The organism is Enterobacter sp. E1, from assembly GCF_016809815.1.
Lineage (GTDB): Bacteria > Pseudomonadota > Gammaproteobacteria > Enterobacterales > Enterobacteriaceae > Enterobacter > Enterobacter adelaidei.
Genome location: NZ_JAFBJM010000003.1, coordinates 66,402 through 87,941, shown reverse-complemented (window position 1 = coordinate 87,941; position 21,540 = coordinate 66,402). Strand labels below are relative to the sequence as shown.

Below are 21,540 nucleotides of genomic sequence, written 5' to 3'. Positions count from 1 at the left end.
GGTTCCTTGCCAGGTTAACGTTTTCCGCTGTGCAGCCAGAATGGCTCCTGCGAAATGGCCTCGTTACGGAAATGCTCAATCTCAATATGCTGACGGGTTTCAATGGCATGCTTCAGCCCCTGCCAGTTCTCCAGCCAGGCCTGAGCCTTCACGCCGTCATAGGCACCGGAAAGCAGCAGCATGCTGTCGATATTGCGCGAAAGACGAGGAAGCTGATCGCCATACTGGTCACCCAGCGGGTAAGCAAAGGTGCTCTTCAGCTCGGCGGCATGACGAGAGAGATGAATATCCGCGAAACGTTTGAAGTTCTCCGCGATTTTGGTCTGCGCTTTCGCATCCAGGAAGGTACGCCAGCCACGCGTGATCAGAAACTCGGTCAGTGCCAGTTTTGCCGTCGCCGTTTGCGGGCTATAGATCGCTGTTTGTGCCGATACGTCGGAGAGCATCAGCGTTTCGGTTTGCGTCAGCAGGTCACGTAAGTGAGCGCTCGCTTTGCGAGGAACAATACCGCCGAACAGCGTCAGGGTATGGCGCACCAGGGCAATCGCCGCCAGCACGTGGGATTTCGCGTTTTTCACATTTCGCGCCCACAGCTCTTCATGGTATTGCCACTGCGAGAGCGCCAGCTCCAGCGCGGCTTCCAGACCCTGCTCCACGCTGGCTTTAGGCGCAACGTGCAAAATCGTCGTCTCTTTCACCACGCGTGGCGCATTTCCGGCCGCCAGGTGGTAACCGCGTGCGGCTTTACTCAGGCTTCCCTGACGTAATCCGGACTGGTTCACCAGCTTGCGTGCCAGCTTCAGCACATCGTTCGCATCCCCTTCCAGCAGTTCAAGCTCCAGTTCGCAGATCGGCTCCTGGAACTCACCCGCCTTCACCTCACCTAAATCCAGCGCGATTTCAATGCGGCTCTTGCCTTCCGTCACCAGCCATTTTTCGCGCCAGAAATCGGTACTGAACAGGGGCTGTACGTCTGCGGATAAGGTTTCTGGCAGTTTACCCTCAGGCCAAACCTCTGTCGGGAAACGTTCCAGCTCAAGTTCTGGCTTACTGATGTCGATATTGTATTCCGGGCGCTGATGTAAACCGCCAACCACGCGACCGGCAATTTTCATCGTCATCTCGTAGCGTCCGTTCGCGCCACGGATGCGTAGCCCCATATCGTGGCGGCGAAGCCAGTTGTCTGGCGTTTCGTAATAGATATTAAGCAGTTGTACCGGTGCATGGTGTTCGCCGGAAAGCGTGTGCAGATGCTGACGAAGAGCGTCAACGCTGTCTTTTTCGACGATAAACTTTAATTCAATTTCTTGTGCCATAGCCTTGTACTTTTGCGGGCGTCACAGACGCGTCAATGAGGGCGAACTTCCTCGCCATTTGTTTGTCAGTACATAGTATTTTGCGCCAAATTGCCATGCAATGAGCAATTTGACGGGCGTAAATGTGTAGAGTCGTGACACAGATGATTCTGATTGCTGACGAATGCTTTGCGTAGAGACACTGTTGCCACTACTATCGTTCCACTATTTATGAAAATAACGACTAATGATGCTTAAATTACGCCTGATTGGACTTACTTTACTCGCTTTTAGCGCCGCAACCACCGTGCACGCTGAAGAGAAGCGTTACGTTTCTGACGAACTGAACACCTGGGTACGCAGTGGCCCCGGAGATAATTATCGCCTCGTGGGCACGGTAAATGCCGGCGAGGAAGTCACCCTGTTACAGACCAACGCGGACACCAACTATGGCCAGGTTCGCGACAGTACCGGCCGTACGTCCTGGATCCCGCTGAAAGAGCTGAGCACCGTGCCAAGCCTGCGCACGCGCGTGCCGGATCTGGAAAACCAGGTGAAAACCCTGACCGACAAGCTGAATAACATCGACGGAACCTGGAACCAACGCACCGCTGAAATGCAGCAGAAAGTGGCGCAGAGTGACGGTGTGATCAACGGTCTGAAAGAAGAGAACCAAAAACTCAAAAACGAGCTGATTGTCGCGCAGAAGAAAGTGAATGCCGCCAATCTGCAGCTCGACGACAAACAGCGCACCATCATCATGCAGTGGTTTATGTATGGCGGTGGCGTGCTGGGCGTGGGTCTGGTGCTCGGTCTGGTGCTGCCGCATCTGATCCCAAGCCGTAAGCGTAAAGACCGCTGGATGAACTAACTCGTCTTCTCTGCCAGACTTACGTATGATCCTGGAAAAAGAGAAAACGGGAGTGTAGGGCGTGAAGAGTTATCTGGTCGGTGGTGCGGTACGTGATGCGTTGTTAGGTCTGCCGGTCAAAGATAAAGACTGGGTGGTGGTCGGTGCCACCCCCGAAGAGATGCTCAACGCGGGCTACCAGCAGGTAGGCCGCGATTTTCCCGTATTCCTGCACCCAAAAAGCCGGGAAGAGTACGCCCTCGCGCGTACCGAACGGAAATCCGGTTCTGGCTACACGGGTTTCACCTGTTATGCCGCGCCGGATGTCACGCTGGAGCAAGATCTCCTGCGTCGCGATCTCACCATCAACGCGCTGGCACAGGACGAGCAGGGTCACATCATTGACGCTTATGGCGGTCAGGACGATCTGCGTAACCGCCTTTTACGTCACGTCTCCCCGGCGTTTTCTGAAGATCCGCTCCGCGTTCTGCGCGTGGCGCGTTTTGCCGCGCGTTATGCCCACCTGAGTTTCCGTATTGCCGATGAGACAATGGCGCTAATGACCGCCATGACCGAGGCGGGTGAACTTGAACACCTGACGCCAGAGCGCGTCTGGAAAGAAACGGAAAATGCCCTGACCACGCGCAACCCACAGGTCTTTTTCCAGGTTCTGCGCGACTGCGGCGCGCTGAAGGTGCTGTTCCCGGAAATCGACGCACTGTTTGGTGTCCCTGCACCGGCGAAATGGCACCCGGAAATTGATACCGGCGTTCATACCCTGATGACGCTCAGTATGGCGGCTATGCTCAGCCCCGAGGTCGACATCCGTTTTTCCACCCTGTGCCACGATCTGGGCAAAGGCTTAACGCCAAAAGAGTTCTGGCCGCGTCATCACGGGCATGGCCCGGCAGGCGTGAAGCTGGTAGAGGGGCTTTGTCAGCGTCTGCGCGTGCCGAATGAGATCCGCGATCTGGCGAAACTGGTGGCCGAGTTCCACGACCTGATCCACACCTTCCCCATCCTGAAACCGGCCACCATCGTCAAGCTGTTCGATAACATTGACGCCTGGCGCAAACCTCACCGCGTGGAGCAAATCGCTCTGACCAGTGAAGCTGACGTGCGTGGGCGCACCGGGTTTGAAGCGTGTGATTACCCGCAGGGACGTTTATTGCGTAAAGCCTGGGAAGTCGCGAAAGCGGTGCCAACGAAGGATGTTGTCGAAGCGGGCTTTAAAGGACCAGAGATCCGTGAAGAACTCACCAGACGTCGGATTCAGGCGGTGACAGACTGGAAAGAAAAGCATTGCCCTCAGCCGAAAGACTGAGGGCTATCGGTCAGAAGAAGACCACGTAAACCGCTGCCGCCACGATAAAGCGATAGATCGCGAACGGAATAAACGAGATACGCTTAATCAACTGCAGGAAAGTTTTAATGGCAATCAGCGCCACGATAAAGGCGGTGATGAAACCAACGGCGAACATCGGAATGTCACCCGTGGTGAGGAACCCAATGCTTTTGTAGACGTCGAGTGCAGTGGCGCCCATCATCATCGGTACTGCCAGCAGGAACGAAAACTCAGAGGCCGCATAACGGCTTACGCCCATCAGCATCCCGCCAGAAATGGTCGCGCCTGAACGTGAGAAGCCCGGCCACAGTGCCAGGCACTGGAAGCAACCAATCATAAACGCCTGGCGGTAGGTCATGTCATCCAGACCTTCCGCACGCGGGGTTTTCGGCTTCAGCACTTCCGCCGCGATCAGCAGGAAACCACCCACGACCAGCGCGTACATCACGTTAATCGGGTTAAACAGAGATTTAATGGCGTCGTGGAACACCAGACCCAGCACCACCGCAGGGATCATCCCGAGCAGAATATGGATCAGTGACAGTCGGCCTTTACCCATACCTTCGTGCTGAGGCGGACGGCCAAAGTGGATGCCGATCAGACCAAACAGACGACGCCAGAACATCACCACCACCGCCAGAATAGAACCCAGTTGGATGACCACTTCAAACGTTTTAGCGGTATCGCCTTCAAAGCCCAGCAGATGGCCAACGATAATCATATGGCCCGTACTGGAAACCGGCAAAAACTCCGTCAATCCTTCGACCACACCCAGTATTGCCGCCACCAGCAGCGAGTGCATATCGCTCATCTATAAACCCCTAAGAAGATATAAAAAAACGGTGCCCCATGCGGACAACCGAGAAAGATACAGCGTTAAGACCGGTATAACCTAAAATGGTTTAGCTATTATGACGTTAAATCTTGCCTTTCAGATTTGTGCCACGCTCAATAATAACGCCAACATTGGTGGCGCGCGCCACTGCTCCTGGTTTACTTAACTTAATGCGCACCCACGGTGAATTGAATTTTTTCAGCAGCAATTCTGCGACTTCTTCAGCCACCCGTTCGACCAGCGCAAAACGTTGCCCTTCAACGTGGGCGATGACCGTTTCACTGATATCGGCATAGCTCAGACAGTCATTCACGTCATCACTTTTTGCTGACTTACGGTTATCCCAGCCCATTTCGATATCGAACACCAGCTTCTGCTCAATGGTCTGTTCCCAGTCGTAAACACCAATAGTGGTGATTACCGAAAGTTGCTCTATAAATACAATATCCATCACGACCTGCCTGCTTTTTGGCTAAACCGGATACCACTTCCGGCGAATTATGCGTATTATCCACAGATGCTGAGAATACAGATACATTTTCAAAACGGAACAGCGTTATGAGTGCAATCGCGCCTGGAATGATCCTCCTCGCCTATCTTTGCGGCTCAATCTCCAGCGCCATTCTGGTCTGCCGCATTGCAGGGTTACCCGACCCGCGTGAAAGTGGTTCCGGGAACCCGGGGGCGACCAACGTACTACGAATTGGCGGCAAGGGTGCAGCCGTAGCGGTTTTGATTTTTGATGTTCTGAAAGGGATGCTACCCGTCTGGGGCGCATATGCGCTGGGCGTCACGCCGTTCTGGCTGGGGCTCATTGCCATCGCTGCCTGTGTCGGCCACATCTGGCCTGTATTCTTCGGATTTAAAGGTGGCAAAGGCGTTGCAACCGCCTTTGGTGCCATTGCGCCTATCGGCTGGGACTTAACCGGCGTCATGGCCGGCACCTGGCTGCTGACCATTCTTCTGAGCGGCTACTCGTCACTGGGTGCCATTGTCAGCGCGCTGATCGCCCCGTTTTACGTCTGGTGGTTCAAACCTCAATTCACCTTCCCGGTGTCGATGCTCTCTTGCCTTATCCTGCTGCGTCATCACGACAATATCCAGCGCCTGTGGCGTCGCCAGGAGACCAAAATCTGGACAAAGCTCAAGAGAAAGAAAAAAGAGCCGGAGTAATCGCGCGACACCCGCAGCAGATAACGTATCCATAAGCGACTCATATGACAGCCTTCATTTCCGCCAGGGCATACTGAAACGTATCCCGATGGTGAGCAAATGGATGCAGCATGTTAGCAGCTCAGGTCACTGATACTACGTATAAAGGCTGGCAGGCGTCGCTTGCCCTGCAGTTTTGTCACACGCCTGAGAAAACCCTCCTGCATTCCGCTCATCACCTCGGGCCGCTTACGGTTCAGCGTCCGTTTTACCCGGAAGGTGATACCTGCCACCTTTACCTGCTGCATCCACCCGGCGGAATTGTGGGTGGCGATACGCTGGACATTTCCGTTCGGCTGGACGCCAAAAGCCATGCGCTCATCACCATGCCCGGGGCCAGTAAGTTCTATCGCAGCAGTGGCCCGCAGGCTCGTCTGAGCCAGCACTTTTATCTCGATGAAGACGCCACGCTGGAGTGGTTGCCGCAGGACACCATTATCTTTCCCGGCGCGAACGCCGCGCTGCGTTCCGTTTTCCACCTGAAGGCCTCCAGTACATTGATGGCCTGGGAGCTGTACTGTCTGGGGCGCCCGGTGATCGGTGAGACCTTCAGCCACGGCAGGCTGGAGAGCCGCCTTGAAATCTGGATTGAAGACGAACCTCGCCTGATTGAGCGTCAGCATCTTAGCGATGGCGATCTCACGCCCGTTGCCGGGCATCCGTGGGTCGGCACGCTGCTGTTCTATCCGGCCAGGGAAGAGCATCTCGACAGAGTACGTGAACTGCTTACACCACTGGAAAACGTTGCCGGGGCAACCCTTACTGACGATCTGCTGTCGGTGCGCTTTCTCTCTCACGATAACCTGATTTGTCAGCGAGTGATGCGCGATATCTGGCAGTCGCTTCGCCCGCTTTTATCCCACAAAACTGCCTGTTCGCCGCGTATCTGGCAGACATAAGAGAAACGTTATGGAACTGACCCCCAGAGAAAAAGACAAGCTGTTGCTGTTCACCGCCGCGCTGGTTGCCGAACGCCGCCTTGCACGCGGGGTAAAGCTCAATTATCCAGAATCCGTCGCGTTGATCAGCGCCTTTATTATGGAAGGTGCGCGCGATGGCGAAACCGTCGCCTCACTGATGGAGGCGGGCCGCCATGTCCTCACACGCGACCAGGTGATGGAAGGTGTACCCGAGATGATCCCCGACATTCAGGTAGAAGCCACCTTCCCGGACGGTTCAAAGCTCGTCACTGTCCATAACCCGATCGTCTAAGGAGCGCGTGATGATCCCAGGTGAATACCAGATCCAGCCCGGAAATATTGCCATCAACGTAGGGCGAGCAACGCAGAGTGTGATCGTCGAAAACCACGGAGACAGGCCGATCCAGGTGGGATCGCACTACCACTTTTACGAGGTCAACCCGGCGCTGAAGTTCGACCGGGCGATAACCAAAGGCTACCGGCTGAATATTCCGGCCGGGACCGCCGTACGTTTCGAACCCGGCCAAAAGCGCGAAGTGACGCTGGTTCAGATCAGCGGCGCGAAGCGCATTGTCGGTTTTCGCGGTGAGGTGATGGGAGAAGTGAACAATGGCTGAGATTTCACGTCAGGCCTACGCCGACATGTTCGGCCCCACCACGGGCGATAAAGTGCGGCTGGCCGACAGCGATCTGTGGATCGAAGTGGAAGAGGATCTCACTGTTTACGGTGAAGAGGTCAAATTCGGCGGCGGAAAAGTGATCCGCGACGGCATGGGTCAAGGACAAATGACAACGGATCAATGCGTGGATCTGGTTCTCACCAACGCGCTGATAGTTGATCACTGGGGGATCGTGAAAGCCGATATCGGCGTGAAGAACGGGCGGATCTTTGCCGTCGGTAAAGCCGGTAACCCGGATATTCAGCCCGGCGTGACGATCCCGATTGGCGCGGCAACGGAAGTAATTGCCGCCGAGGGGAAGATCGTCACCGCCGGCGGGATCGACACCCACATTCACTGGATCTGCCCGCAGCAGGCGGAAGAGGCACTGGTCTCCGGTGTCACGACCATGATCGGCGGCGGTACCGGGCCCGCTGCAGGCACCAACGCCACGACCTGCACGCCGGGGCCGTGGTATATCGCCCGCATGCTACAGGCCGCAGATACGCTGCCGGTGAATATTGGTCTGCTCGGCAAGGGTAACGGCTCAAACCCGGACGCTCTGCGCGAGCAGATCGCCGCCGGTGCTATCGGGCTTAAGATCCACGAAGACTGGGGTGCCACGCCTGCCGCCATCAATTGTTCTCTGGAGGTCGCAGACGAGATGGATATACAGGTGGCGCTGCACAGCGACACGCTGAACGAATCCGGGTTTGTCGAAGATACGCTGGCGGCGATTGGCGGGCGTACCATCCACACCTTCCACACCGAAGGCGCGGGCGGCGGCCACGCGCCGGATATCATCACCGCCTGCGCGCACCCGAATATTCTGCCCTCCTCTACCAACCCGACGCTGCCGTACACGGTGAACACCATCGACGAGCATCTCGACATGCTGATGGTCTGCCATCACCTCGATCCGGATATTGCTGAGGACGTCGCCTTTGCGGAATCACGTATTCGCCGTGAAACCATCGCCGCTGAAGATGTGCTGCACGATATCGGCGCATTTTCGCTCACCTCGTCAGATTCTCAGGCGATGGGCCGCGTGGGGGAAGTGATTATCCGCACCTGGCAGGTGGCGCACCGCATGAAGGTGCAGCGCGGCCCTCTGCCGGAAGAGACTGGCGATAACGACAACTTCCGCGTAAAGCGCTATGTCGCCAAATACACCATCAACCCGGCGCTGACCCACGGTATCGCCCATGAAGTGGGTTCCATTGAGGCAGGAAAACTGGCTGACCTGGTGGTCTGGTCACCGGCCTTCTTTGGCGTGAAACCCGCCACCATCGTCAAAGGCGGGATGATCGCCTGCGCGCCAATGGGTGATATCAACGCCTCGATCCCCACGCCGCAGCCAGTCCATTACCGCCCGATGTTTGGCTCACTCGGTGCCGCGCGCCACGCCACGCGGCTGACGTTTGTCTCGCAAGCCGCCAGTGCGAACGGCATCCCACAGCAGCTCAATCTGCAAAGTGGCACCGCCGTGGTGAAAGGCTGCCGGACGGTGAAAAAGGCGGACATGATCCACAACGGCCTTCAGCCGAATATCACCGTTGATTCGCAGACCTATGAAGTGCGCGTCGACGGCGAACTGATTACCAGCGAACCGGCTGACGTTCTGCCGATGGCGCAACGCTATTTCCTGTTTTGAGGAGTGATGATGATCTATTTAACCCAACGCCTGGACCATGCCCATCCCGTAACCTCCAGCGTCACGCTGCCGATTGACGTGCGGGTGAAAAGCCGCGCCCGCGTGGCGCTGAACGACGGGCGCGAAGCCGGGCTAATGCTGCCGCGCGGCTTGCTGCTGCGCGGCGGAGACTTGCTGACCACCGACGACGGCAGTGAGGTGATTGAAGTGATCGCTGCCGCGGAGTCCGTCTCTGTGGTGCGCTGCGCCGATCCGTTCCTGCTCGCCCGCGCCTGCTATCACCTGGGCAACCGTCACGTACCGCTGCAAATCATGCCCGGCGAGCTGCGCTATCACCACGATCATGTTCTCGACGATATGCTGCGCCAGTTCGGGCTAGAGGTGACGTTTGCCAGCCTGCCATTTGAACCCGAAGCAGGGGCCTACACCAGCGAGGCTCATAGTCATAGCCACTCTCACGCTCATTCACATTAAGGATTAATCATGCGCAAGTACTTACCCCTGTTACTGCTGGCCTTTTCCCTGCCTGCGCTGGCACATCCAGGACACGGAGCCGACAGCTTCCATGCCGGATTTTTCCACCCGCTGACCGGCCTCGATCATCTGCTGATGCTGACAGGTGCAGGCGTGCTCTCCGCCCTGAGCGGCCGCAAGTTGATACTGCCCTTTGCCACCCTCGGCATGATGCTTGTCGGCGCCATTGCGGGCAGTCTGCTTGGTGGCTTTAGCGGCATGGAGATGCTGATTATCGCCTCGCTGGCGGTCTGCGGCGTGATGATGTTTAAAACCGAAAACCGTCTGCTGCTGGCAGTCCCTGCCCTGGCGATGTTCCACGGCTGGGCGCACGGTGTGGAGATGTCCGGCCACAGCTTCTGGCTGTTCACCAGCGGGTTCATGTTTGCCAGCGCCACCGTACTGTGCGCCAGTTTTGCCGCAGGGTTGCTGCTGCGCCGTCACGATGGGCTGCGTAAAACCTTCGGCGGCGGACTGATTGTCTCCGCCCTGCTGGCGTTGATGAGCTAATGGAGCACGCCCGCCAGTGGCTGCGCCTGATGCAGCTTTCCAGCAGCAGCCTGCCGGTCGGGTCATTTACCTGGTCACAGGGGCTGGAATGGGCTGTTGAAGCCGGTTGGGTCACGAGTACCGATGCCTTCAAACGCTGGCAGACGCAACAGATGGAGCAGAGTTTTTTCTGCGTCGATCTGCCGCTGTTTATCCGCCTGTATCAGGCCTGTGAGCAACAGGATCTCGTTACAGCCAAACGCTGGACAGCGTATCTGCTCGCCTGCCGGGAAACGCGCGAACTCCGTGAAGAGGAGCGCAATCGCGGAGCGGCCTTTACGCGCCTCATCAAAAGCTGGGAGCCGGACTGCTCGCCCGAATGGCTGCCGCTGTTTACGCAAAGCCAGATCTGCGGCATGGCATGGCTCGGCGTGCGCTGGGGCATCGGCGTGCGCGAGCTGGCGCTGAGTCTCGGCTACAGCTGGATAGAGAGCGCGGTCATGGCAGGCGTGAAGCTGGTGCCGTTTGGGCAACAGGCCGCGCAGCAGCTGATTATCGACCTGAGCAACCATTTTGCCGACGGGCTTGAACAGGCATTTTTGCGCAGTGATGACGAGATAGGCGCGGCGACACCGCTGTCCGCTATCGCCTCTGCGCGCCACGAAACACAATATTCACGACTATTCCGTTCCTGAGGAGTCAATATGGCTGATTACAAACATCCCCTGCGCGTCGGCGTCGGCGGCCCGGTAGGGTCGGGCAAAACTGCGTTGCTGGAAGCACTGTGCAAAGCGATGCGCTACACCTATCACCTGGCGGTGGTGACAAACGATATCTACACCAAAGAGGATCAGCGCATCCTGACCGAAGCGGGCGCGCTGGAGCCGGAACGCATCGTGGGCGTGGAGACCGGTGGCTGCCCGCATACCGCCATCCGTGAAGATGCCTCGATGAACCTGGCCGCTGTAGAAGCATTAAGCGAGAAATTCGGTAATCTGGATCTGATCTTCGTTGAAAGTGGCGGCGATAACCTGAGTGCGACCTTCAGTCCCGAACTGGCAGATCTGACGATCTACGTGATCGACGTGGCCGAGGGGGAGAAGATCCCGCGCAAGGGAGGGCCTGGGATCACCAAATCCGATTTCCTCGTGATCAACAAAACCGATCTCGCGCCGTACGTGGGTGCTTCGCTGGAGGTGATGGAGCGCGACACCAACCGCATGCGCGGTGAACGTCCGTGGACCTTTACCAACCTGAAGGCAGGTGACGGGTTAGCGACGATTATTGGTTTTTTAGAAGAGAAAGGGATGTTGCGGGTGTAGTCGTAAATTTCCCTCTCCCCTATGGGGAGAGGGTTAGGCTGAGGGGGTTACGCCTCAGGCAGTTCCGCCAGCGGCCAGCGCGGACGCACGGAGACGCTCAGATCGGACGTTGCACCGGCGTTGAGACGTACCATCCCGGCATAGGCAATCATCGCACCGTTGTCGGTACAAAATTCCGGACGCGCATAGAACACTTCCCCACGACGCTTTTGCATCATCTCAGCAAGCTTCGCACGCAGCGTACGGTTGGCGCTGACGCCGCCAGCCATCACCAGACGCTTAAAGCCGGTCTGATCCAGCGCGCGTTTGCACTTGATCATCAGCGTATCGACTACCGCATCTTCGAACGCGCGGGCGATATCGGCGCGGGTCTGCTCGCTATCATCGTTATTACGAATGGTATTGGCTGCGAAGGTTTTCAGGCCAGAGAAGCTGAAGTCCAGCCCCGGACGGTCGGTCATCGGACGCGGGAAGACAAAGCGCCCTTCCGTACCCTGCGACGCCATCTTAGAAAGCATTGGGCCGCCAGGATAATCCAGCCCCAGCAGCTTGGCGGTTTTATCGAACGCTTCACCGGCGGCGTCGTCGATCGACTCGCCCAGCAGCTCATACTTGCCAATGCCCGTCACGCTAATCAGCTGGGTATGACCGCCAGAAACCAGCAGTGCCACAAACGGAAACTCAGGTGGGTTATCTTCCAGCATCGGCGCCAGCAGATGCCCTTCCATATGGTGAACCGGAATGGCCGGCACATCCCATGCAAAGGCCAGCGAACGCCCAACCGTTGCACCCACCAGCAGGGCACCGACCAGACCCGGGCCTGCGGTATACGCTACGGCATCAATATCTGTTGAACTCAACCCGGCCTCTTTCAGTGCCGCCTGAATCAGGGGAACCGTTTTACGCACGTGGTCACGAGAGGCCAGTTCTGGCACGACGCCGCCGTAGTCAGCGTGCAATTTCACCTGACTATACAGTTGGTTGGCCAGAAGCCCTTTCTCGTCGTCGTAAATGGCGATGCCGGTTTCATCGCAGGATGTTTCAATACCCAGTACACGCATGACTTGTTTTACCTCGTTTCAATACCGCGCAGTGTAGAGCCTGGGCGGGTTGATGTAAAACTTTGTTCGCCCCAGGAAGAAGGCTCGTGTATACTCCTCACCCTTATTAAAGTCCCTTTCAAAATCGCATCGGTGCTTTACAAAGCAGCAGCATTTGCAGTAAAATTCCGCACCATTTTGAAATAAGCTGGCGTTGATGCCAGCGGCAAACCGAATTTATTAAAGGTGAGAGTTACATGCCGGTAATTAAAGTACGTGAAAACGAGCCGTTCGACGTAGCACTGCGTCGCTTCAAACGTTCATGCGAGAAAGCAGGTGTTCTGGCTGAAGTTCGTCGTCGTGAGTTCTATGAAAAACCAACGACCGAACGTAAGCGCGCTAAAGCTTCTGCAGTGAAACGTCACGCGAAGAAACTGGCTCGCGAAAACGCACGCCGTACTCGTCTGTACTAATTGGTTGAGGGCCTCAGCCCTCAATTGACAGACAGAGTAATAGTCGTAAGGCCGTGCTTCCGGAAGGAATGCGCGGCTTGTTTTCGTTTATAAGTCGCTTAAATTTTTGGGGCATATGGCCGGAAGAATCCCACGCGTTTTCATCAATGACCTGCTCGCCAGAACCGACATCGTCGATCTCATCGACGCGCGGGTAAAGCTGAAAAAGCAGGGCAAGAACTACCATGCGTGCTGTCCGTTCCATAACGAAAAAACCCCCTCCTTCACCGTAAACGGTGAAAAGCAGTTTTACCATTGCTTCGGCTGTGGTGCTCACGGTAACGCCGTTGATTTTTTAATGAACTACGACAAGCTCGAGTTCGTTGAAACCGTCGAAGAACTGGCGGCAATGCATAACCTTGAAGTGCCGTATGAAGCAGGCAGTGGGCCAAGCCAGATAGAGCGCCATCAACGGCAAACGCTGTATCAGCTGATGGATGGCCTGAATTCGTTTTACCAACAGTCTCTTAAGCACTCTGCGGCTGAGCCTGCGCGTCAGTATCTGAACAAGCGCGGACTGAGCGACGATGTCATTGCGCGTTTCGCTATTGGTTACGCCCCGCCCGGCTGGGATAACGTGTTAAAGCGTTTTGGCGGCAATAGCGAAGATCGTAAATCCCTCATCGATGCAGGCATGCTGGTCACCAATGACCAGGGACGAAGCTACGACCGCTTCCGCGAACGGGTGATGTTCCCGATCCGCGACAAGCGTGGACGGGTAATAGGTTTTGGTGGTCGCGTATTGGGTGATGCCCTGCCGAAATACCTCAACTCCCCGGAAACCGATATTTTCCATAAAGGCCGTCAGCTGTATGGCCTTTATGAGGCGCAGCAAGATAATGCGGAACCTCCGCGTCTTCTGGTCGTCGAAGGCTATATGGACGTCGTTGCACTGGCGCAGTACGACATTAACTACGCCGTTGCGTCGTTAGGGACGTCCACCACGGCCGATCATATTCAGTTGCTGTTCAGGGTGACCAACAATGTCATCTGCTGTTACGACGGTGACCGCGCAGGACGGGATGCAGCCTGGCGCGCGCTGGAAACGGCACTTCCTTACATGACCGACGGGCGTCAATTGCGCTTTATGTTCCTGCCTGACGGTGAAGACCCGGATACGCTGGTGCGTAAAGAGGGCAAAGCGGCGTTTGAAGCGCGGATGGAGCAGGCTCAGCCGCTCTCCACGTTTTTGTTTAACAGCCTGATGCCGCAGGTGGATTTGAGTACCCCTGACGGGCGCGCGCAGCTCAGTACGCTGGCGCTGCCGTTAATCAGCCAGGTGCCGGGCGAAACGCTGCGTATCTATCTGCGTCAGGAGTTAGGCAACAAGCTTGGCATTCTGGATGACAGCCAGCTTGAACGTTTAATGCCAAAACAGGCTGAAAATGGTGCGGTTCGCCCCACGCCTCAGCTAAAACGCACAACCATGCGTATACTGATAGGGTTACTGGTGCAAAACCCCGAACTTGCTCCGCAAGTGCCGTCGCTGGCGGGTTTGAACCACGAAAAATTGCCCGGACTTGGCTTATTTTCAGAATTGGTCAACACTTGTTTGTCGCAACCAGGTCTGACCACCGGACAACTTTTAGAACATTATCGCGGCACAAAAGAGGCCGCAACCCTTGAAAAACTGTCGATGTGGGACGATATAGCAGATAAGGATATTGCAGAAAAAACGTTCACCGACTCACTCAACCATATGTTTGATTCGATGCTTGAGCTGCGCCAGGAAGAGTTGATTGCTCGCGAGCGCACGCACGGCTTAAGCAGCGAAGAACGCCGGGAACTCTGGATGATTAACCAGGAACTGGCGAAGAAATAAAAGAATTTAACGGCTTAAGTGCCGAATATCGATCGGGAAGCCCCCGGCAGCCGCACTGAGAGGCAGCGGCAAAAATATAAGTACGCCCTCGCTTTAAAGGTTGGCAGCCCCATCGCCGACACCAATCAAACGAATTAAGTGTGGATACCGTCTTATGGAGCAAAACCCGCAGTCACAGCTGAAACTTCTTGTCCAACGCGGTAAGGAGCAAGGCTATCTGACCTATGCCGAGGTCAATGACCATCTGCCGGAAGATATCGTCGATTCAGATCAAATCGAAGACATCATCCAAATGATCAATGACATGGGCATTCAGGTGATGGAAGAAGCACCGGATGCCGATGATCTGTTGCTGGCTGAAACCTCCAACAACACTGATGAAGATGCGGAAGAAGCTGCTGCACAGGTACTGTCCAGCGTGGAATCTGAAATCGGGCGTACCACTGACCCGGTCCGCATGTACATGCGCGAAATGGGTACCGTTGAACTGTTGACCCGCGAAGGCGAAATTGACATCGCAAAACGCATCGAAGACGGGATCAACCAGGTTCAGTGCTCTGTTGCCGAATACCCGGAAGCGATCACCTATCTGCTGGAGCAGTACGATCGCGTTGAAGCGGAAGAAGCGCGCCTGTCGGACCTGATCACCGGTTTTGTCGACCCGAACGCCGAAGAAGATATGGCACCCACCGCCACTCACGTCGGTTCTGAACTGTCTCAGGAAGAGATGGATGATGACGAAGACGAAGATGAGGAAGACGGCGACGACGACAGCAGCGATGATGACAACAGCATCGACCCTGAACTGGCGCGTGAGAAGTTTGCCGAACTGCGTACCCAGTACGAAGTGACGCGTGACACCATCAAAGCGAAAGGCCGCAGCCATGCCGCCGCTCAGGAAGAGATCCTGAAACTGTCTGAAGTGTTCAAACAGTTCCGCCTGGTGCCAAAACAGTTCGACTACCTGGTGAACAGCATGCGCGTGATGATGGATCGCGTACGTACCCAGGAACGCATCATCATGAAGCTGTGCGTTGAGCAGTGCAAAATGCCGAAGAAGAACTTCATCACCCTCTTCACCGGCAACGAAACCAGCGAAACCTGGTTCAACGCAGCTATCGCGATGAACAAGCCGTGGTCTGAAAAACTGCACGACGTGAAGGACGATGTGCATCGTGGCCTGCAGAAGCTACAACAGATTGAAGAAGAGACCGGCCTGACCATCGAACAGGTTAAAGACATCAACCGTCGTATGTCCATTGGTGAAGCGAAAGCCCGCCGTGCGAAGAAAGAGATGGTTGAAGCGAACTTGCGTCTGGTTATCTCTATCGCTAAGAAATACACCAACCGTGGTCTGCAGTTCCTGGATCTGATTCAGGAAGGCAACATCGGTCTGATGAAAGCGGTAGATAAGTTTGAATACCGTCGTGGCTACAAGTTCTCCACCTATGCAACCTGGTGGATCCGTCAGGCGATCACCCGCTCTATCGCGGATCAGGCGCGCACCATCCGTATTCCGGTGCATATGATTGAGACCATCAACAAGCTCAACCGTATTTCTCGCCAGATGCTGCAGGAGATGGGTCGCGAACCGACGCCGGAAGAGCTGGCTGAGCGCATGCTGATGCCAGAAGACAAAATCCGTAAAGTGCTGAAGATCGCCAAAGAGCCAATCTCCATGGAAACACCAATCGGTGATGATGAAGATTCGCATCTGGGTGATTTCATCGAGGATACCACCCTCGAGCTGCCGCTGGACTCTGCCACCACCGAGAGCCTGCGTGCCGCGACGCACGACGTTCTGGCTGGCCTGACCGCCCGTGAAGCAAAAGTTCTGCGTATGCGTTTCGGTATCGACATGAACACCGACCACACGCTGGAAGAAGTGGGTAAACAGTTTGACGTTACCCGCGAACGTATCCGTCAGATCGAAGCGAAGGCGCTGCGTAAACTGCGCCATCCAAGCCGCTCTGAAGTACTGCGTAGCTTCCTGGACGACTAATCAGTCCTGACAGTGAAAAAGCTCCCTTCGGGGAGCTTTTTTTTTGTTTATTCCCTCTCAGGGCGAGGGCATCAGGCCGGAGAGGCCCCTAAAGCCCCCGCACCATCAACGCCTCATCCAGCTCCCGATAAGCCTCTACCAGCTTATCCAGTGTTGCTCTGTTGAGCCCGCTCGGGTTCGGCAACACCCATACCTGCGTAACGCCAATCATGATGCTCTGCTTGCCCCACTTCGTTCCACGCTGGCTGAACGCCTGCTCGTAGGCCTGCTTACCGAGGATTGCCAGAGCTGCCGGCTGATAATCGTCTATTTTCTTGATCAGCTCCCGCCCGCCGCTACGCAGTTCATGCAGGTTGACCTCCGTTGCCTGCACCGTAGGACGCTCAACCAGCATGGTGATCCCGCAGCGCGTATCCAGAAGGTGTTGCTCTTCTTCGGGCTTGAGTAACCGGTCAGTAAACCCCGCCTGATGGATAACCTTCCAGAAGCGATTCCCCGGATGGGCAAAGTGAAAACCGGTGTGCGCCGAGGACTTACCCGGGTTAATTCCGCAGAACACCACCCGCAGCCCGGGGGCCAGAATGTCGTTGATCATCTTTACTCCCACTGATACATCGTTATGGAAGTATAAAGGATTGATTATGCGTTGTTTATAAAAACAGCAGGCAGGTTTGAATGGCTGGATTGCTGAGGGGAGTTACTTTATAATTCACCGCCACGGCCCCTTAGCTCAGTGGTTAGAGCAGGCGACTCATAATCGCTTGGTCGCTGGTTCAAGTCCAGCAGGGGCCACCAAATTTTAGCTTTATAATCATATAATTAGGCCACTCATCTGAGTGGCTTTTTTGTTGGCAATTAATGGAGTGTCGCAAAAGTGTCTCACTTGATTTCTATGCTAGCTAAGCTCATTTGTTAAAAGGGTGCATGACAACGCGCTTATCACCAATACTGATATCCCCGATAAGGCAGGAGTTAGCCCCGAACTCAACATTACCCCCAATGACAGAATACCCCTCCACTTAGATCCTTCACAGATCCATGAAAGTGAAAAATACTGAAATCCTTTTCAATCTTTTGAGTTCTGGGTTTCTGTGAAAGAGCCAGCACTGGCGCTGTCTAGCGGTCTTGTTTGAAGAAAAATAAAACTGATAAATTTTTTTTGATCCAAAAAACGCAGGCGGGTGCGGTGTAGTATGATTTTTGTCTGCGAAAGATTTTTTGCCATGCTGTGACCGCTGACAGCCCCAAAGGGTGGAACACGCCAGAGCGCTGCTGGGTGCGCGTGGTAAAGACTGTTTGTGAGGGTAGAGAAGAGACATCCCCGCCAGTAGGTGATTGGCATAAAAACCCGCTTGCGCGGGCTCAGGTATTAAATGGCTTATTTGCCAATCATCGGGGAGTATTTACCGTTCAGCGTGTCCGCTTTCGCTCCGGTACTAAATTTTCACCTATTGTTTTTGATTTTTTCATGGGAGCAGCCATGCGTGCTTCTAGTGGTGGCCGTAAGCTCGCCAGGCTTTACGTAATGCAGTTAATCCAACTCCTAACTCAAATCAAGAATGAATTAAACGAATTCACTGAAATTATTATTTATATTAATTTATAAAAAATACAAATATAGATAACAACGGTGATATAAAAAGTTATAACTAGAAAAATAATGATGGAGTAATCTTCGGTTAATTTGTCAAGCAAATGGATTTAATTAGAATGGCTATACCCGTTTATCTATTGCTTTTCGATAATGAAGGGAAGCAGTTAAAAGGTGACTCTGATGTTCGTGGCCGGGAAGGCAGCATTGAAGTGGTAGGTGTGCAGCACGATTTGTTTATTCCTGCCGATCGCATGAGCGGAGCATTAACCGGCACGCGACAGCATGAAGCGTTTACATTTGAAAAAGAGATAGCCCCCTCAACCCCACTTCTCTACCGAGCCTTAACTACAGGTCGGACCCTGGCAAAAGCCGAATTCAAATATTACCGCATCAACAATAACGGCATGGAAGAAGAATATTTCAATGTCGTGCTGGAAAACGTGAAGGTATGCCACGTTGTGCCAATTATGTTTGATACCAAAGATCCCGATTTCGAAAAACACGGGCATATAGAGCATGTAGGCCTGCGTTACGAAAAAATCACGTGGAACTATGTCGATGGCAATATCCAGCACACCGATAGCTGGAAAGACCGTAAAACAGCCTAAGGAGATCACCATGGCTAAATGGCTTTATAAGCAAAGCACCGGCGAACTGTTCAAAGATGGAAAACTGATTGAAACAGGCTACTCCGGCGCTCTCACCAATAAAAATAATCCAGACCGTGAGCATGTTCGCGGTATGGGGCCAATCCCACGCGGAATGTGGAAAATCGGTAGTTCCGGCACCAGCAAAGGACCGCTCACCATCACTCTGATTCATATCAGTGGTAATTCGTATAACCGTGATATGAAAACTTTTCGTATACATGGCGAAAAAGCTCACGGTATACCAGGATTCGCGTCGGAGGGTTGTATCATCATGTATCCATCCACACGCCTGCTAGTGAGTAAAGACCATGGAGCTGAACTTGAGGTTGTTCGATGAAATGGCTATTGGCGATTTTAATGATTCCTACCGTTTCTTTTGCAATGCCTTCACCTGATACTGTAGCCCATAGTAAATTAACGGTTTCAGACTGGCATTACGTGACACAGAAGGTAGCAGCAGGAGAACTGGTCTGGATTAATGCTGTACCAGCTCTCGCATCACAGGCCAACCGCGAACAAGCAGACCAACTTGAGGATGCCTTGGCTACCGCATTGCCGATAAACACCAAAGGCGTTTTAGCTATCCTGAGCAGTCTGGATGCTGGTTCATACCCCGAAATGAGAGGCACGAATATAGTCTGTGTGCTTAAAGTTGTGAATCAAGGAGAAGCAGCGGAAAAATATTACAATAATACGCGGCTGGCCCTGCTTGATGAACCTAACGGCGCACAGTGTCTATGGAATTTGGAGGGCGTCCGGGAAGAAGTGAAGCATCAGAAGCAAAAATAACACTGGAACATCGGCACATAGTCATTTTGCTGAACATTCAGTATAAAAATAGGACCGTTCGAATCTCAAAAACTCAGTATCCCGTTCACTCAAAAAATCTTAAGTGAACGGTGATACTCAGAAGAGTGGTTTTTTATGGGTTTTTAAGTGCCCGCTAACCGTGGGTCAGCGAAGCCGTTCGGGCCCCCTCAGAGACGCCAGGTGTCGCAATCAGACGCTCCACGGACTCCATCGTCACGAACGTACAGCTGCAGTCCACATTAGTGCACTGGTGATAGCGCTCTTTGGTATTTTCACTTAGATAGCGACTGGTACGCGCATGCGCTGAATGCTTGCACTTAGGACAATGAAACATTCACCCTCCGTTTAATTCACATATTGTGAATTAATAATACTCAAAAACAACTTAATGGCAAATGAATTACTCACTGTCGACAGAAAATTTTTCGTCGGCCACATTCAGTTCTAACTTAAGCTGAGTGGTGAACCCACTCCCGCTGAGGGTATGGATCACCTCGTTGATAATCCACGCCTGCTGGTCAATAACGCGTTTAAAGCCGTTGACCAGCACCGGCGTTTCGGGAAATAGATCGGCGCGTCCCAGCGCCAGCTGAATGGAAAAATTCACGGTACCACGCTGAAGCGCGCGCCACTTCGCCTCCGCAGCCCTGAGCGCCTGCACCTCAGAGGCATACACCGTGGTGAGCTCAAATACGTTTTCTGCAGAGCCCACCAGCATCTCTTGCGGCTTCTGCTCCTTGCCCCCTGCTCCCGCTATCGGCGCGGCGGCATCCGGGTGCTGCAGTGCTTCTGTCGGCTGCCCTCCTGGCTGACGAAAAATACTCAATTGAGCATCTTGTTGTTTAGGGTCGCGCGTTTGCAGCCATTTAGCCGTTACGCCGGAATAATTTTCACGGTCAGCGACGGAAAAAAGGTGCCGATCGCCATCCCCACGTTCAATCATCATTAAGGGAATCGATGTGCCACTGGCCGTCACGGCATGGCCCGCTTTCATAAAGATAATCTTCCCGGCTTTGATTGAAACAAAGGCACCATTACGTTCGGCAAGGCGGGAGAGAAACGCCGCGTCTGTCTCCTGAGACTGGTCAATATGAGAGATGACGATGGATGCAAGCCCCGACGCGACGCTGGCGGTCAACTGATTACGCTGAGCAATGGTATCGACTATCGCGCCAATCGTCGTGTCATGCCACGACTGTTCGCGTCGCACGTTTAGCTTCCCACGAAAATCTGCGCTGCACCCCCGGATGGTCAGCGTGTCCGGTGCGCCCCGGAATTCAATCGCATCAATCGTAAAGACCCCTTTCTCCTGGAGCGGGGTTCCCTCCCATCCCAGCCATAAGGACAGCCTTGCCCCCCGGGCAGGTAAGTCCAGCAGCCCGTCGGAATCATCCAGTAGAATATCCAGTTGATCGGCTTCCAGCCCACGTTTGTCGGTCATAGTCAGACTGATAAGGCGATGGCTGAAATTTTTCGTGATATCGCGATCGTCAAGCTTAAGCATAAAATCAGGGGCGATTTTCCCACCCGCCCGGATATTCATTTCGGTGATCATCCCACCAGCCCTCCAATGCTATTACGTGCGCTTTCCACCAGCTCTTCAGCCTGCATTCTCAGGTCACCAAACATTGTCATCAGCGATTCGTCCACACGTTTTAGCGACAGGGTAAACTCAATTTTTCTGGCGGCACCATCGCTGTAAAAATCCGTGTGCGTATGCGTGACTTTCTCAATGACAAACATGCCGTGAATGATGCCGGTACCGTCTATCAACGGCCATGCCCGCCCTTCATTCGCCATCAGCTCGATCGCCTTCAGGGAGAGTCGCCCGCCGGTGATTTCCGGATAGAGCGTTCCTGTGAGCACATGAGATGTCTCACCTTCGCCAAGATACTGCCAGGCTTTGGGTTTTCCGATGCGATCGTTGGACGCCCAGCGATAGTCCTTTGTGAACTGCATTGACTGATACGGTAAGGTTCGCCGTTCAAAGACAAACAGACCCAGCACCATTAACAT

General features: G+C 54.3%; 25 protein-coding genes, 1 tRNA gene and 1 pseudogene. 19 read left to right on the top strand and 8 right to left on the bottom strand.

From position 1 onward, the window contains the following. Positions 1 to 14 precede the first annotated feature (14 nt). Positions 15 to 1,316 carry an inorganic triphosphatase gene (locus JGF26_RS09475; protein WP_134707982.1) on the bottom strand — a complete coding sequence of 434 codons (1,302 nt, stop codon included), beginning with the start codon at positions 1,314 to 1,316 and terminating at the stop codon, positions 15 to 17. A 229-nt stretch (positions 1,317 to 1,545) separates the two neighbouring features. Here JGF26_RS09475 and JGF26_RS09470 point away from each other — a divergent pair, with 229 nt between their 5' ends. Both JGF26_RS09470 and JGF26_RS09465 read left to right on the top strand, forming a co-directional pair. Next, entirely contained in the window at positions 1,546 to 2,166 is a 621-nt protein-coding gene (locus tag JGF26_RS09470; RefSeq protein ID WP_028017142.1) for a TIGR04211 family SH3 domain-containing protein, read from the top strand. 61 nt (positions 2,167 to 2,227) lie between these two features. Continuing rightward, positions 2,228 to 3,469 carry a multifunctional CCA addition/repair protein gene (locus JGF26_RS09465; protein ID WP_128347222.1) on the top strand — a complete coding sequence of 414 codons (1,242 nt, stop codon included), beginning with the start codon at positions 2,228 to 2,230 and terminating at the stop codon, positions 3,467 to 3,469. A gap of 10 nt (positions 3,470 to 3,479) precedes the next feature. Here JGF26_RS09465 and bacA read toward each other — a convergent pair whose 3' ends face one another. After that, a complete protein-coding gene (bacA, locus tag JGF26_RS09460) occupies positions 3,480 to 4,301 on the bottom strand; it encodes an undecaprenyl-diphosphate phosphatase (protein WP_032666809.1) in 822 nt (273 codons plus the stop codon). A 106-nt stretch (positions 4,302 to 4,407) separates the two neighbouring features. Next, the gene (folB, locus tag JGF26_RS09455; protein WP_028017139.1) at positions 4,408 to 4,776 is read right to left on the bottom strand and encodes a bifunctional dihydroneopterin aldolase/7,8-dihydroneopterin epimerase; all 369 of its coding nucleotides are present in this window, start codon (positions 4,774 to 4,776) and stop codon (positions 4,408 to 4,410) included. 107 nt (positions 4,777 to 4,883) lie between these two features. Here folB and plsY point away from each other — a divergent pair, with 107 nt between their 5' ends. From plsY to ureG, 9 genes are all read left to right on the top strand, one after another. Beyond that, positions 4,884 to 5,498, top strand: a complete 615-nt coding sequence (gene plsY, locus JGF26_RS09450; RefSeq protein WP_028017138.1) for a glycerol-3-phosphate 1-O-acyltransferase PlsY — start codon at positions 4,884 to 4,886, stop codon at positions 5,496 to 5,498. Positions 5,499 to 5,608: 110 nt separating this feature from the next. Then, positions 5,609 to 6,436 (top strand): urease accessory protein UreD, encoded by an 828-nt coding sequence (locus JGF26_RS09445; RefSeq protein ID WP_028017137.1) that lies wholly within the window; start codon positions 5,609 to 5,611, stop codon positions 6,434 to 6,436. A 10-nt stretch (positions 6,437 to 6,446) separates the two neighbouring features. Continuing rightward, positions 6,447 to 6,749 (top strand): urease subunit gamma, encoded by a 303-nt coding sequence (locus JGF26_RS09440; protein WP_003862556.1) that lies wholly within the window; start codon positions 6,447 to 6,449, stop codon positions 6,747 to 6,749. Positions 6,750 to 6,759: 10 nt separating this feature from the next. Further along, positions 6,760 to 7,074, top strand: a complete 315-nt coding sequence (locus tag JGF26_RS09435; RefSeq protein ID WP_028017136.1) for an urease subunit beta — start codon at positions 6,760 to 6,762, stop codon at positions 7,072 to 7,074. Then, complete coding sequence (ureC, locus tag JGF26_RS09430; protein WP_134707983.1) at positions 7,067 to 8,770, top strand: urease subunit alpha; 1,704 nt, start codon at positions 7,067 to 7,069, stop codon at positions 8,768 to 8,770. Before JGF26_RS09435 ends, ureC begins: the two co-directional genes overlap by 8 nt. A 9-nt stretch (positions 8,771 to 8,779) precedes the next feature. Next, positions 8,780 to 9,244: an urease accessory protein UreE gene (ureE, locus tag JGF26_RS09425; protein ID WP_108090491.1), complete on the top strand. Its 465-nt coding sequence runs from the start codon at positions 8,780 to 8,782 to the stop codon at positions 9,242 to 9,244. A gap of 9 nt (positions 9,245 to 9,253) precedes the next feature. Beyond that, on the top strand, positions 9,254 to 9,793 hold the full coding sequence (locus JGF26_RS09420) for a HupE/UreJ family protein (RefSeq protein WP_049005076.1): 540 nt from the start codon (positions 9,254 to 9,256) through the stop codon (positions 9,791 to 9,793). Continuing rightward, complete coding sequence (locus JGF26_RS09415; protein ID WP_134707984.1) at positions 9,793 to 10,467, top strand: urease accessory protein UreF; 675 nt, start codon at positions 9,793 to 9,795, stop codon at positions 10,465 to 10,467. Before JGF26_RS09420 ends, JGF26_RS09415 begins: the two co-directional genes overlap by 1 nt. A 9-nt stretch (positions 10,468 to 10,476) precedes the next feature. Beyond that, complete coding sequence (gene ureG / locus JGF26_RS09410) at positions 10,477 to 11,094, top strand: urease accessory protein UreG (protein WP_134707985.1); 618 nt, start codon at positions 10,477 to 10,479, stop codon at positions 11,092 to 11,094. Positions 11,095 to 11,141: 47 nt separating this feature from the next. Here ureG and tsaD read toward each other — a convergent pair whose 3' ends face one another. After that, positions 11,142 to 12,155, bottom strand: a complete 1,014-nt coding sequence (gene tsaD / locus JGF26_RS09405) for a tRNA (adenosine(37)-N6)-threonylcarbamoyltransferase complex transferase subunit TsaD (protein ID WP_028017130.1) — start codon at positions 12,153 to 12,155, stop codon at positions 11,142 to 11,144. A gap of 236 nt (positions 12,156 to 12,391) precedes the next feature. On the opposite strand from tsaD, the gene rpsU reads away from it, so the two are divergent. From rpsU to rpoD, 3 genes and pseudogenes are all read left to right on the top strand, one after another. Beyond that, entirely contained in the window at positions 12,392 to 12,607 is a 216-nt protein-coding gene (gene rpsU / locus JGF26_RS09400) for a 30S ribosomal protein S21 (RefSeq protein WP_001144069.1), read from the top strand. 115 nt (positions 12,608 to 12,722) lie between these two features. Next, positions 12,723 to 14,527, top strand: a pseudogene (gene dnaG / locus JGF26_RS09395) (DNA primase). A gap of 95 nt (positions 14,528 to 14,622) precedes the next feature. Continuing rightward, a complete protein-coding gene (gene rpoD, locus JGF26_RS09390) occupies positions 14,623 to 16,470 on the top strand; it encodes an RNA polymerase sigma factor RpoD (RefSeq protein ID WP_028017129.1) in 1,848 nt (615 codons plus the stop codon). 88 nt (positions 16,471 to 16,558) lie between these two features. On the opposite strand, the gene mug is transcribed toward rpoD, so the two are convergent. Next, positions 16,559 to 17,065 (bottom strand): G/U mismatch-specific DNA glycosylase, encoded by a 507-nt coding sequence (mug, locus tag JGF26_RS09385; protein ID WP_028021370.1) that lies wholly within the window; start codon positions 17,063 to 17,065, stop codon positions 16,559 to 16,561. Positions 17,066 to 17,189: 124 nt separating this feature from the next. On the opposite strand from mug, the gene JGF26_RS09380 reads away from it, so the two are divergent. From JGF26_RS09380 to JGF26_RS09360, 5 genes are all read left to right on the top strand, one after another. Continuing rightward, a tRNA-Ile gene (locus JGF26_RS09380) sits at positions 17,190 to 17,265 on the top strand. A 487-nt stretch (positions 17,266 to 17,752) separates the two neighbouring features. Continuing rightward, entirely contained in the window at positions 17,753 to 18,076 is a 324-nt protein-coding gene (locus tag JGF26_RS09375) for a hypothetical protein (RefSeq protein ID WP_134707987.1), read from the top strand. A gap of 104 nt (positions 18,077 to 18,180) precedes the next feature. Then, positions 18,181 to 18,672 (top strand): type VI secretion system tube protein TssD, encoded by a 492-nt coding sequence (gene tssD, locus JGF26_RS09370; RefSeq protein ID WP_134707988.1) that lies wholly within the window; start codon positions 18,181 to 18,183, stop codon positions 18,670 to 18,672. A 10-nt stretch (positions 18,673 to 18,682) separates the two neighbouring features. Further along, a complete protein-coding gene (locus tag JGF26_RS09365; protein WP_134707989.1) occupies positions 18,683 to 19,051 on the top strand; it encodes a tlde1 domain-containing protein in 369 nt (122 codons plus the stop codon). Beyond that, the gene (locus tag JGF26_RS09360; protein ID WP_134707990.1) at positions 19,048 to 19,503 is read left to right on the top strand and encodes a hypothetical protein; all 456 of its coding nucleotides are present in this window, start codon (positions 19,048 to 19,050) and stop codon (positions 19,501 to 19,503) included. Before JGF26_RS09365 ends, JGF26_RS09360 begins: the two co-directional genes overlap by 4 nt. Positions 19,504 to 19,657: 154 nt before the next feature. Here the strand turns inward: JGF26_RS09360 and JGF26_RS09355 are convergent, their stop codons facing one another. The 3 genes from JGF26_RS09355 to JGF26_RS09345 all read right to left on the bottom strand — a co-directional run bounded on the left by JGF26_RS09355 (position 19,658) and on the right by JGF26_RS09345 (position 21,540). Further along, positions 19,658 to 19,858, bottom strand: coding sequence for an ogr/Delta-like zinc finger family protein (locus JGF26_RS09355; RefSeq protein WP_134707991.1), 201 nt, complete (start codon positions 19,856 to 19,858; stop codon positions 19,658 to 19,660). 66 nt (positions 19,859 to 19,924) lie between these two features. Then, complete coding sequence (locus JGF26_RS09350; protein ID WP_134707992.1) at positions 19,925 to 21,079, bottom strand: phage late control D family protein; 1,155 nt, start codon at positions 21,077 to 21,079, stop codon at positions 19,925 to 19,927. Beyond that, positions 21,076 to 21,540 carry a phage tail protein gene (locus tag JGF26_RS09345; protein WP_134707993.1) on the bottom strand — a complete coding sequence of 155 codons (465 nt, stop codon included), beginning with the start codon at positions 21,538 to 21,540 and terminating at the stop codon, positions 21,076 to 21,078. Before JGF26_RS09345 ends, JGF26_RS09350 begins: the two co-directional genes overlap by 4 nt.

Coding starts and splice junctions, on each gene's coding strand:
- JGF26_RS09365 (WP_134707989.1), top strand. CDS start 18,683: ATGGCTAAATGGCTTTATAAGCAAAGCACCGGCGAACTGTTCAAAGAT.
- JGF26_RS09350 (WP_134707992.1), bottom strand. CDS start 21,079: ATGATCACCGAAATGAATATCCGGGCGGGTGGGAAAATCGCCCCTGAT.
- tsaD (WP_028017130.1), bottom strand. CDS start 12,155: ATGCGTGTACTGGGTATTGAAACATCCTGCGATGAAACCGGCATCGCC.
- JGF26_RS09475 (WP_134707982.1), bottom strand. CDS start 1,316: ATGGCACAAGAAATTGAATTAAAGTTTATCGTCGAAAAAGACAGCGTT.
- JGF26_RS09470 (WP_028017142.1), top strand. CDS start 1,546: ATGCTTAAATTACGCCTGATTGGACTTACTTTACTCGCTTTTAGCGCC.
- plsY (WP_028017138.1), top strand. CDS start 4,884: ATGAGTGCAATCGCGCCTGGAATGATCCTCCTCGCCTATCTTTGCGGC.
- rpoD (WP_028017129.1), top strand. CDS start 14,623: ATGGAGCAAAACCCGCAGTCACAGCTGAAACTTCTTGTCCAACGCGGT.
- mug (WP_028021370.1), bottom strand. CDS start 17,065: ATGATCAACGACATTCTGGCCCCCGGGCTGCGGGTGGTGTTCTGCGGA.
- JGF26_RS09355 (WP_134707991.1), bottom strand. CDS start 19,858: ATGTTTCATTGTCCTAAGTGCAAGCATTCAGCGCATGCGCGTACCAGT.
- ureE (WP_108090491.1), top strand. CDS start 8,780: ATGATCTATTTAACCCAACGCCTGGACCATGCCCATCCCGTAACCTCC.
- ureC (WP_134707983.1), top strand. CDS start 7,067: ATGGCTGAGATTTCACGTCAGGCCTACGCCGACATGTTCGGCCCCACC.
- JGF26_RS09345 (WP_134707993.1), bottom strand. CDS start 21,540: ATGTTAATGGTGCTGGGTCTGTTTGTCTTTGAACGGCGAACCTTACCG.
- ureG (WP_134707985.1), top strand. CDS start 10,477: ATGGCTGATTACAAACATCCCCTGCGCGTCGGCGTCGGCGGCCCGGTA.
- JGF26_RS09415 (WP_134707984.1), top strand. CDS start 9,793: ATGGAGCACGCCCGCCAGTGGCTGCGCCTGATGCAGCTTTCCAGCAGC.
- rpsU (WP_001144069.1), top strand. CDS start 12,392: ATGCCGGTAATTAAAGTACGTGAAAACGAGCCGTTCGACGTAGCACTG.
- JGF26_RS09420 (WP_049005076.1), top strand. CDS start 9,254: ATGCGCAAGTACTTACCCCTGTTACTGCTGGCCTTTTCCCTGCCTGCG.
- JGF26_RS09440 (WP_003862556.1), top strand. CDS start 6,447: ATGGAACTGACCCCCAGAGAAAAAGACAAGCTGTTGCTGTTCACCGCC.
- tssD (WP_134707988.1), top strand. CDS start 18,181: ATGGCTATACCCGTTTATCTATTGCTTTTCGATAATGAAGGGAAGCAG.
- JGF26_RS09435 (WP_028017136.1), top strand. CDS start 6,760: ATGATCCCAGGTGAATACCAGATCCAGCCCGGAAATATTGCCATCAAC.
- bacA (WP_032666809.1), bottom strand. CDS start 4,301: ATGAGCGATATGCACTCGCTGCTGGTGGCGGCAATACTGGGTGTGGTC.
- folB (WP_028017139.1), bottom strand. CDS start 4,776: ATGGATATTGTATTTATAGAGCAACTTTCGGTAATCACCACTATTGGT.
- JGF26_RS09445 (WP_028017137.1), top strand. CDS start 5,609: ATGTTAGCAGCTCAGGTCACTGATACTACGTATAAAGGCTGGCAGGCG.
- JGF26_RS09360 (WP_134707990.1), top strand. CDS start 19,048: ATGAAATGGCTATTGGCGATTTTAATGATTCCTACCGTTTCTTTTGCA.